The 9,564-nt window shown below is 57.2% G+C and carries 9 protein-coding genes; 4 read left to right on the top strand and 5 right to left on the bottom strand.

Features of this window, described 5'->3' with window-relative positions:
• Positions 1 to 66: 66 nt before the first annotated feature.
• Positions 67 to 771, top strand: coding sequence for a nucleotidyltransferase domain-containing protein (locus CL1_RS08245; RefSeq protein WP_014789423.1), 705 nt, complete (start codon positions 67 to 69; stop codon positions 769 to 771).
• Here CL1_RS08245 and CL1_RS08240 read toward each other — a convergent pair.
• The 4 genes from CL1_RS08240 to CL1_RS10770 all read right to left on the bottom strand — a co-directional run bounded on the left by CL1_RS08240 (position 768) and on the right by CL1_RS10770 (position 4,987).
• Positions 768 to 2,024, bottom strand: coding sequence for an ATP-binding protein (locus tag CL1_RS08240; protein ID WP_014789422.1), 1,257 nt, complete (start codon positions 2,022 to 2,024; stop codon positions 768 to 770). The two genes, CL1_RS08245 and CL1_RS08240, sit on opposite strands and share 4 nt — an antisense overlap.
• Before the next feature lie 88 nt (positions 2,025 to 2,112).
• Positions 2,113 to 3,480, bottom strand: coding sequence for a serine--tRNA ligase (serS, locus tag CL1_RS08235; protein WP_014789421.1), 1,368 nt, complete (start codon positions 3,478 to 3,480; stop codon positions 2,113 to 2,115).
• A gap of 73 nt (positions 3,481 to 3,553) precedes the next feature.
• A complete protein-coding gene (locus CL1_RS08230; RefSeq protein WP_014789420.1) occupies positions 3,554 to 4,756 on the bottom strand; it encodes a molybdenum cofactor synthesis domain-containing protein in 1,203 nt (400 codons plus the stop codon).
• A 78-nt stretch (positions 4,757 to 4,834) separates the two neighbouring features.
• Entirely contained in the window at positions 4,835 to 4,987 is a 153-nt protein-coding gene (locus CL1_RS10770; RefSeq protein WP_206204756.1) for a hypothetical protein, read from the bottom strand.
• A 127-nt stretch (positions 4,988 to 5,114) separates the two neighbouring features.
• Between CL1_RS10770 and CL1_RS08225 the strand changes: the two genes are divergently transcribed.
• From CL1_RS08225 to CL1_RS08215, 3 genes are all read left to right on the top strand, one after another.
• Positions 5,115 to 5,888 (top strand): hypothetical protein, encoded by a 774-nt coding sequence (locus CL1_RS08225; protein WP_014789419.1) that lies wholly within the window; start codon positions 5,115 to 5,117, stop codon positions 5,886 to 5,888.
• The gene (locus CL1_RS08220; protein WP_014789418.1) at positions 5,885 to 8,395 is read left to right on the top strand and encodes a CDC48 family AAA ATPase; all 2,511 of its coding nucleotides are present in this window, start codon (positions 5,885 to 5,887) and stop codon (positions 8,393 to 8,395) included. Before CL1_RS08225 ends, CL1_RS08220 begins: the two co-directional genes overlap by 4 nt.
• 76 nt (positions 8,396 to 8,471) lie before the next feature.
• Positions 8,472 to 8,768, top strand: a complete 297-nt coding sequence (locus CL1_RS08215; protein WP_014789417.1) for a PRC-barrel domain-containing protein — start codon at positions 8,472 to 8,474, stop codon at positions 8,766 to 8,768.
• Positions 8,769 to 8,781: 13 nt separating this feature from the next.
• On the opposite strand, the gene CL1_RS08210 is transcribed toward CL1_RS08215, so the two are convergent.
• The gene (locus CL1_RS08210; protein WP_014789416.1) at positions 8,782 to 9,489 is read right to left on the bottom strand and encodes a metallophosphoesterase family protein; all 708 of its coding nucleotides are present in this window, start codon (positions 9,487 to 9,489) and stop codon (positions 8,782 to 8,784) included.
• Between the last annotated feature and the right edge of the window lie 75 nt (positions 9,490 to 9,564).

Raw genomic sequence — 9,564 nt, 5'->3', positions numbered from 1 at the left:
CGAAGTCGATCGGTTTATATAAAACGCTATCGGTAGGGCTTTAAACTTTCCCCCCAACTTCCAGCGATGGCCAGGGAAAAAGTCGTTAGGATCTGGGACGAGAGGGAGGTAATCTACACCCCAAAGAGGTGGCACTACCTCCGGGAGAAGCGCGAGAAGGCGCTCAAGATAATGGAGAGGCTTAGCCAGTTCGACCCCCTCCTCTACGGCAGCGTGGCAAGGGGCGACGTGAGAAAGGACAGCGACGTGGACATCTTCATACCCTACAGGGTCCCGAGCTACCTGGTGGAGCTAGCCCTTGAGGGGCTCGTGAGGAGAAGGAAGATAGTCATGGCGACGCCCTGGCACCTCATCAAGGGGGTCATCGAGATAGACGAGGAAACGACCGTAACGTTCCCGTTAATAGAGCCTACCGACAGGGAGCTCGACTTCTACCGGTGGGGCGGGGCGGTTGATTTGCGGGGCGTGAAGACGGAGGAGCGCGTTCCCGGCGTGAATAAAAAGCTCATCCTGATAATTCCGACGGAGAAAGGCCACATCGAGAGGGAAGTTGTCGGAAGGGAAAGTGAAGTTGCCAGAACCCTCGGCGTGAGCGTGGACATCGTCACCGAGCGCGTCCACGTTCTAACGAGGAGGGACGCGATTGGGAGGACTGGCATCTATCTGAACGAAGAGGTCCCAGACTGGCTGACCTTTGAGGAGGCCCTGAAAATCATCGCCGACCGCGACCCCAACGTGAGGAGGAAGGTGAGGGAGCGGGGAGGGGTTTAGCGAAGAAGCCAATCCTGGAGGGGAACGACATCGATTTTTTTGCCCCTCAGCTCAACCCTCTCCCGGTCGGCGAACGTAATCACTGTAAGCCTCTCCGCACCAATCCGCTCCGAGGCACTAACAAGGGCTTTAAGCTCGCGCTCCCGGTTAAGGGTATGAAGCTCGTAGCTGACCTGAATCAGCTCGTCTCCAGCAAGGAAATCTACCTCCCAGTCATCGCCGGGAACGTAGAACAAATCCTCTCCCGGCTCAAAGCCCCGCCTCAGAAGTTCAACCATGACGAGGTTTTCAAGCAGTCTTCCCCTGTCCTTAACCCCAGTAATCCTCAGCAGGCCGTTATCAACGAGGTAGGGCTTGAAGCCGAGCAGTTCCGCCTTTTTGTAGGACTTCACATAGGGAGGGAGACGGTGCAGAATGAACGCATCGCTCAGGTATTCGAGGTAATCGGCGAGGGTTCCCTTGCCTATCGAAACTCCAAGGCTCTTCATCGTCGAATACGCCTTGGTAAGTGTGAGATGGCTTGAACGGGCCAGGATTTTCAAAAGAAGCCTCAAAGCCGAGACGTTCCTGACCCCCCATCGCTCCACGATGTCGCGATAGATTGCGAGGTCGAGGATTCCCCTAAGGACTTCAATCCTCATGTGGGGGTTGAGCACGACCTCTGGATAGCCCCCCCATTCGAGGTACTCCCGCAGAAGAATTCTAAGCTCCACTTTCTCAGCACTTGAGAGGTAGCGCTTAACCGCAAATCCCCTTGCCTTCAAAAACTCCCCAAAGGAAAAGGGAAAGACGCGAACCGATACCGAGCGCCCCCTTAACTGGGTCGCTATCTCCTTCGAGAGGAGCTTTGAGGAGGAGCCTGATACGAAGACCATGTTACCCATATCGAGGAGGTAGCGGACGAAGCGCTCCCAGCCATCAACGGCCTGAACCTCGTCGAGGAAGAGGTGGAGTTTCTCCCCACCCATCTCCCTCAGGACTTCCAAGAGTGTCATCAAATCCTCAAGGGAAGCCCCCACAAGCCTCGGGTCCTCGAGGTTCACGTAGACGACCTTCTCCTCCGGAACACCCTCCGACCTGAGTTTCTCGATGATTTGACGCATGAGGTAGGTTTTCCCTGCTCTCCTCGGCCCGATTATCGCCAGTGCCATCTGGGTGTTGGGGATTCTCACGTCGATTTCTCGTTCCACCCCCTCGAAGGGCAGTGAACGGTAATCGAGAATCACCTCGGCCCAAGTTTCCCTTTCAATCATGGCCCATCATGGACTACATACAGTACAACCCTTTATAAATTCTTGTACTCCGTACAGTACAAGATGCAGAGAAAAGGAAAGGGGAGTCTCAGCCCTCGCAACAGCGCTCCTTCATGCTCGCGGGCAGGATCTCCTTGAAGCCCGTGTACTTCCACAGGGCTTTTGGAAGCTTCACGACGCCCTCTTCCGTCTGGTGGTTCTCGAGGATTGCCACGATGGCCCTCGAGGTGGCTATGGCCGTCGAGTTGAGGGTATGGACGAACTTTGGCTTCTCATGGGTCTTGTCGCGGAAGCGTATGTTCAAGCGCCTCGCCTGCCACTCGGTGCAGTTGCTCGCGCTCACAACCTCCCTGAACTTGCCCTGGCCGGCCATCCAGGCCTCTATGTCGTACTTCTTGGCAGCCACGTAGCCCAGGTCGCCGGTGCAGATGTTCACGACGCGATAAGGAATCTCAAGCTCCTGGAAAATCTCCTCTGCGTTAGCTATGAGCTTCTCGTGCCACTCCCAGCTCTCCTCGGGCCTCGAATAGACGAACTGCTCGACCTTGTGGAACTGGTGGACGCGGAATATCCCCTTGGTGTCCTTTCCAGCGGTTCCTGCCTCTTTCCTGAAGCACGGGCTCACTCCGACGTAGAGGAGCGGGAGATCCTTCCCCTCGATTATCTCGTTGGCGTGCATTCCAGCGAGGGGGTGCTCGGCAGTCGGAATCAGGTAGAGATCCTCGCCTTCAACCTTGTAGATGACGTCCTCGAAGTCGCCGAAGCTGGTGACTCCCTCCTCTACAAACCTGCGCACCATGTAGGGCGGTATGACCGGGACGAAGCCCTTCTCGATGAGCTTGTCAAGGGCGAAGCGTAGGAGTGCCAAATCAAGTATGACGAGCTCGTTCATGAGGTAGTAGAAGCGCGAACCGCTCACCTTCGCGGCCCTCTCGAGGTCAGCACCGCGGAGGAGCTCCAGCATGTCCACGTGGAGCCTCGGCCTCCAGCTTAAAACCTCGTAGTCCATCTTTCCAAGGCTCTGCTCTTTAAAGCTCTCCAAAAAGCCCTCCCAGACCTTGGCTTTGCCCCAGAACCTTATGGGAACGTTGTCCTCGTCGCTCTCCCCGACAGGGACGCTCTCGTGGGTGATGTTCGGCAGGCGCCAGAGGTAATAGTCTATCTTCTTCCTGAGCTCTTCAACTTCCTTCTCAAGCTCCTCAATCTGCTTCACTATCTCGTTGCTCCTCGCTAGGAGGTCATCGATCGGCTCGCCGGCCTTCTTGCGCTTGCCTATCTGAACCGCCAGCTGATTGCGCTCCTTCCGGAGGGTGTTGATTTTCCTCAGGTTCTCACGCCACTTCCTGTCAAGCTCAAGGATTTCGTCTATCCACTTGAGCTTTTCAATCTCCCCGCGCTTTATGAGGTCGCCCTTGACCAGGTCTGGATTTTCACGAATGAGCTTTATGTCCAGCATCGCCAACACCTGGGAGAAGAAGGAACGGGAGTTTAAAAAAGGTTTTGATGAGGGATTTGGAAGAACGACAGCCTCAGCCGAAGAACGTAACCTCTACCTCTTCTCCAGCCTCGAGTATCTCGACGTTCTCCGGCACCTCAATGAAGCCGTCGGCATCGATGAAGCTCGTGACCGCCCCGCTCCCCTTGAGTATCGGCACTGCCTTCCCCCCATCTATCCTGACGGGGAGGAACTGACGCCTGCCCTTAACCGAGAAGACCTTGTGGGCGAGCCTTTTTTTCACCTTCCTGACCTCGCTCTCCCTGCCGAGGAGCCTCCTGAGGAGCGGTGCAACGAGAAGGGTAAAGTTGGTGAGACAGCTCGTAGGATAGCCGGGCAGGCCAAAGACCGGCTTTCCGTTGATTAAGCCTATTATCGTCGGCTTTCCTGGCTGAATCGCTATGCCGTGTACCTTCACCTCCCCGAGCTCCTCGATTATCGAGCTGGTGAGGTCCCTGATCCCACCGCTCGCGCCACCGCTGAGGAGGACGATGTCACAGCACTCGACTCCCTTCTCGATGAGGGCCTTGAGGCTCTCGCGGTCGTCCCTTGCTATGCCTAGGAAAACGGCTTCACCTCCAAGCTCCCTCACGGCGTCGGCTATTGCTCTGCCGTTGATGTCGTAAATCTGGCCAGGTTTTAGCTCCTCCCCCGGGAGAACGAGCTCGTTGCCGGTGCTTATCACCGCCACCTTGGGCTTCCTGAAAACGGGGACCTCAAAAATCCCAACGGCGGAGAGGAGGGCGGTTTCCTTGAAGCCGAGCTTTGTCTCCTTCCTTAGGAGGGGCCTGCCCTTCGGAATGTCCGCCCCGGCCTTCATGACACCGAGACCAGGATAAGCAGGCTTGTAAATGATTACCTCGTCCCCTTCCCTGTCCACGTCCTCGAACTGTATAACCGCATCTGCTCCCCTCGGAAGGGGTGCACCGGTGGATATGTAAACGCTCTCGCCCGGCTTGAGCTCGAAGTCGGGGAAGTCACCGGCGTTCACCTCACCGACGACCCTCAGCCTCACCGGCTCGCCCTCGCTCGCCATGAAGGTATCCTCTGCCCTAAGGGCGTAGCCGTCCACAGTCGCCCTATCGAAGGGCGGGACATCTACTGGGGAAACTACCTCCTCAGCAAGAACCCTGCCGAGGGCTTCGCTCAGGGGGACCTTCTCGGTTTCCGGCTCTAAGGGAAATGAGTCGATTACCTCCAAAGCCTTCTCGAGGGGAACGACCTTCAGGAACGCCATTCTATCACCCGGAGAAAAGAAAACGCGTCTCTATAAATGGGTTGCGTAAGCGGGAGTGTTTAACGAGAAAAGGAAAGCTCACCACTCCTCGTCCTCTTCCCAATCTTCCTCCTCCCACTCCTCCTCCCAGTCCTCAAGCTCGTCCTCCTCGAGCTCCCACTCCTCTTCCTCTTCGAAGAGCTCCTCGTCGAACTCCTCAACGTCCTTCTTTTTCTTGGGAGGCTGCATCACTATCCCCGTTCCCACATTCCGATAATGGCTTATAAACTTTTTTCTATCGAATCAAAGCCTTTCGTCTCCAAATTTTCTGATTGGGACGGTTAGAAAGGTTTTTAATTGGTCAGACCAAGTGAAGACCATGAGGGTTGCTATTGTAACAAGCGATGCTAGGGTTTACTACACCGCCGCACGGGTGCTGAAGGAGTATGGCATTCCCTTCCACAGCCTCAGGGTTGGTGAGAGGATACCCTTTGACGTCGAGGTTGTTCTCACCGGCGAGAGGGACCGGGATAGTGTTCGCTTTCCTGTCAAGGTCGTCGTGAAGGACGAGAACTTCATAGACGAGCTCTTAGCAAAGCTCGAGGGAAGGGAGAGGTTTAAGAGGATTTACATCTCCATAGACCCCGGGGAGAGGCCCGGGCTGAGCGTCGTCGCCGACAACCGCGTGCTTGAGGTTCACCACCTCAAAAGTCCCCGGGACGTTGGAATAATACTCGACCTGCTGGAGAAGTATCCAGGCGCTAAAATCAAGATTGGCCACGGGGCGAAGAGGCAGAGGGTGCTCATGCTGAAGGCCCTCGCCGACCTGCTGGGTTACGATTATCCCGTCATAGTGGTGAACGAGTACCGGACGACCCCCAAGGTGGGGGGAGTCGAGGTTTCGCAGGTTCAGGACATAGTGGCGGCCATAAACATCGGCCTGCGCGAGGGAAGAACCGTTCCAATCGGCGAGCTGCTCGATGTCAGGGAGCCGACCAAGAGGGAGATAGAGGACATAAAGAGGCGCAGTCGGGAGCTGAGCGGGAACATCACGATATCCTCCAGACTGGCGCGGGAGGTTGCCCTGGGCAACATCACGCTGGAGGAGGCAATAGAAAGGCACAAAAAGGGGATCGGGAGGAGGTCACGATGATATTTGGAAAAGATGAGGAGAGGTACGAGAAGATTAAGCTCCGCGTCGCCGAGGCCCTGAAGAGGGACGTAGGAAGGGGGATAGTACGCTTCGATAGAAAGTACCAGAAGCAGCTTGGAGTCGAGCCTGGAGATATCGTCGAGCTGATCGGGGAGAGGACTACAGCAGCGATAGTTGCAAACCCCCACCCGGACGACCGCGGGCTGGACATCATCAGAATGGACGGCTACATCAGGCGGAACGCTGGAGTGAGCATAGGAGACTACGTCACCGTCGCCAAGGCCGAGGTGCAGGAGGCGAAGAAGGTTGTCTTAGCCCCGGCCCAGAAGGGGGTCTTCATTCAGATACCCGGCGACATGGTGAAGCAGAACCTCCTCGGAAGGCCGGTCGTTAAGGGCGACCTCATAGTGGCCAGCAGCAGGAGCGAGACCTACTACGGCGGCTCGCCCTTCGACGAACTGTTGAGAGGGCTCTTCGAGACGATGCCCCTCGGCTTCGGCGAGCTGAAGTTCGTGGTCGTGAACACGAACCCCAAGGGCATAGTCCAGATAACCTACAACACGGAGGTTGAAGTCCTCCCCCAGGCGGTTGAAGTCCGCGAGGAAGCTATCCCCGAGGTCACCTACGAGGACATCGGAGGTCTAAGCGACGCGATTCAAAAAATCCGTGAGATGGTCGAGCTTCCCCTAAAGCACCCCGAGCTCTTCGAGCGCCTTGGAATAGAGCCGCCAAAGGGAGTTCTCCTCTACGGTCCGCCGGGAACGGGTAAGACGCTCCTCGCCAAGGCGGTGGCCAACGAAGCCAACGCTCACTTCATAGCCATCAACGGGCCGGAGATAATGAGCAAGTTTTACGGTGAGAGCGAGGAGCGCCTGAGGGAGATATTCAAAGAAGCCGAGGAGAACGCGCCGAGCATCATCTTCATAGACGAAATTGACGCTATAGCCCCCAAGAGGGAGGAGGTTGTCGGTGAGGTCGAGAAGCGCGTTGTGAGCCAGCTTCTCACGCTGATGGACGGCCTCAAGGGACGCGGAAAGGTGATAGTCATAGCCGCCACCAACAGGCCCGACGCCCTCGACCCGGCCCTGAGAAGGCCCGGGCGCTTTGACAGGGAGATCGAGGTCGGCGTTCCGGACAAGCAGGGAAGGAAGGAGATACTCCAGATACACACGAGGAGCATGCCGCTCGAGCCGGACTACGACAGGGAGACCGTGCTGAGGGTGCTGAGGGAACTCGCCAGGAGGAAGGCTTTCGACGAAAAGGCCCTCAGAAAGCTGACGGAACGCGTCGAGAGGGCCAGGAGCGAGGAGGAAATCAAGGAGATACTCAAGAGCGAGAGCGAGATTTACCCCGAGGTCAGGGCGAGGCTCATCGACAGAATGCTGGAGGAGATAGCGGACAAGACCCACGGCTTCGTTGGGGCCGACCTCGCGGCTCTGGCAAGGGAAGCCGCTATGGTCGTGCTCAGGAGGCTCATCAACGAGGGCAAGATAAGCCCGGAGCAGGAGAGGATTCCTCCCGAAGTTCTTCAGGAGCTCCGCGTTAGGAAGGCGGACTTCTATGAGGCCCTCAAGATGGTGGACCCAAGTGCGCTCAGGGAAGTGCTCATCGAGATGCCCAACGTCCGCTGGGAGGACATAGGCGGCCTTGATGAGGTCAAGCAGGAGCTGAAGGAGGCGGTAGAGTGGCCGCTCAAGTATCCAAAGGCCTTCCAGAGGCTCGGAATTGAGCCGCCCAGGGGGGTTCTCCTCTACGGCCCGCCTGGAACCGGTAAGACGCTCCTCGCCAAGGCAGTGGCGACGGAGAGCGAGGCCAACTTCATCGGCATTCGTGGGCCGGAGGTTCTGAGCAAGTGGGTGGGTGAGAGCGAGAAGAGGATAAGGGAGATATTCAGGAAGGCTCGCCAGGCGGCTCCGACGGTGATATTCATCGACGAGATCGACGCAATAGCCCCAGCGAGAGGAATGGAAGGCGACCGCGTCACCGACAGGCTCATCAACCAGCTCCTCACCGAGATGGACGGCATAGAGAGGAACAGTGGTGTCGTTGTGATAGCGGCAACGAACAGACCTGACATACTAGACCCGGCTTTACTGAGGCCTGGAAGGTTCGACAGGCTCATACTCGTTCCGGCACCCGATGAGAAAGCGAGGCTGGAGATACTCAGGGTCCACACCAGGCGCGTGCCTCTGGCCAAGGACGTAAACCTCCGCGAGCTGGCGAAGAAGACCGAGGGATACTCCGGTGCAGACCTGGAAGCCCTTGTAAGGGAAGCCGCCCTGCTGGCGATGCGCAGGGCGATAGCGGAGCTTCCGGAGGAGCTGGTCGAAGAGGAGAGCGAGGAGTTCCTGGAGAGGCTGAAGGTCTCGCGGAGGGACTTCGAGGAGGCCCTCAAGAAGGTCCGCCCGAGCATAACCCCCTACATGGTGGAGTACTACCGCAGCTTCGAGGAGAACAGAAAGAAGGTGGAGGGCAGGAAGGGAGGGCCAGACTACTACACCTTCTGACTTTCCTCACCTTTTGGAAAAAGTTTTATACGTTGGTGCCCAAGAGGCTACACGATTAAACCGAGGGGTGGCGAAGATGGTCAAGATAATGGCTTCCAAGCTTAGGGACGTCGAGCTCATAACCGACACCGGTGTAAGGCTCGGCTGGGTCTACGACCTCAGCTTTGACGAAGAAACCGGCGACATTCTCGTCATAGTTGCCGAACCGGACGAAGACCTCGACACGAGCGAGTTCGTCACCGACCACGAGGGACTCCTCCTCGTCCCGATCAGCGCGGTCAAGAGCATAGGCGAGGTAATAATAATTGACTCCACCAAGCTCGCGGTCAAGTCCAAGCTGAGAAGGCCGCCCTCACCGAAGCCCTCCGAGTGATTCCGGCTCCCCGTTAATATCCTTCGTAGAGCCTCTCCGCAAGGAAGCGGGGAAGTCCCGCCTCCAGTATCTTTCTGGCGGCATCATCAACGTCATACTCAACGCGGTGGAATTCAAGATTGTCGGAAGTCTCTTCTTCCGTGTTGATAAGTGCATAGGCGGCCCTCCAATCCCCATCGCGGGGCTGACCAACGCCGCCGGGGTTTATTATCCTCCTTCCGTCGATTATCTTGAGCATCGGGACGTGAGTGTGGCCGACCAGGAGATCGTCCTGTTTAACGTAGCTCAGAACGGCGCGGAACTCCCCTTCCGGGAGCCAGGGAAAGAGGTACTCGTCCAGAGGGGCCCGGGGGGAGCCGTGGATCAGGAGGTAGCTCCTCCCGGCATCGTCGGTGAAGAGTTGCCTTACCGGAAGGCGCCTGAGGAACTCGAGGTTCTCGCTCGTCATCACGCGCTGATGCCACCTTACAGCCTGCCTCGCGTGGGGGTTGAAGCCCCACTCGGCGCCGAAGGCTATCGCGTTGTCGTGGTTGCCGCGGACGCAGAGGAAAGTTCTTTTTTCCATCTGCTTCCTTACGAACTCCACAACCTCGTTCGGACTGGCTCCATATCCGACGAGGTCGCCCATGCAGAGTACCGCGTCGGCCCTTCTGACTTCCCGCCAAACGGCTTTCAGCGCTTCAAGGTTGGAGTGAATGTCGCTTACGAGGGCGATGAGCATGACACTTCCCCCGTTTACATGGGAAACGCACGTTAAAAACACTTACCGAATACAGAAGAGAACCGAGAAGAGATG

It is taken from the genome of Thermococcus cleftensis, from assembly GCF_000265525.1.
Classification (GTDB): domain Archaea; phylum Methanobacteriota_B; class Thermococci; order Thermococcales; family Thermococcaceae; genus Thermococcus; species Thermococcus cleftensis.
This window is presented reverse-complemented; position numbering and strand designations above follow the sequence as displayed.

Coding starts and splice junctions, on each gene's coding strand:
- CL1_RS08245 (WP_014789423.1), top strand. CDS start 67: ATGGCCAGGGAAAAAGTCGTTAGGATCTGGGACGAGAGGGAGGTAATC.
- CL1_RS08240 (WP_014789422.1), bottom strand. CDS start 2,024: ATGATTGAAAGGGAAACTTGGGCCGAGGTGATTCTCGATTACCGTTCA.
- serS (WP_014789421.1), bottom strand. CDS start 3,480: ATGCTGGACATAAAGCTCATTCGTGAAAATCCAGACCTGGTCAAGGGC.
- CL1_RS08230 (WP_014789420.1), bottom strand. CDS start 4,756: ATGGCGTTCCTGAAGGTCGTTCCCCTCGAGAAGGCTTTGGAGGTAATC.
- CL1_RS08225 (WP_014789419.1), top strand. CDS start 5,115: ATGAGGGTTGCTATTGTAACAAGCGATGCTAGGGTTTACTACACCGCC.
- CL1_RS08220 (WP_014789418.1), top strand. CDS start 5,885: ATGATATTTGGAAAAGATGAGGAGAGGTACGAGAAGATTAAGCTCCGC.
- CL1_RS08215 (WP_014789417.1), top strand. CDS start 8,472: ATGGTCAAGATAATGGCTTCCAAGCTTAGGGACGTCGAGCTCATAACC.
- CL1_RS08210 (WP_014789416.1), bottom strand. CDS start 9,489: ATGCTCATCGCCCTCGTAAGCGACATTCACTCCAACCTTGAAGCGCTG.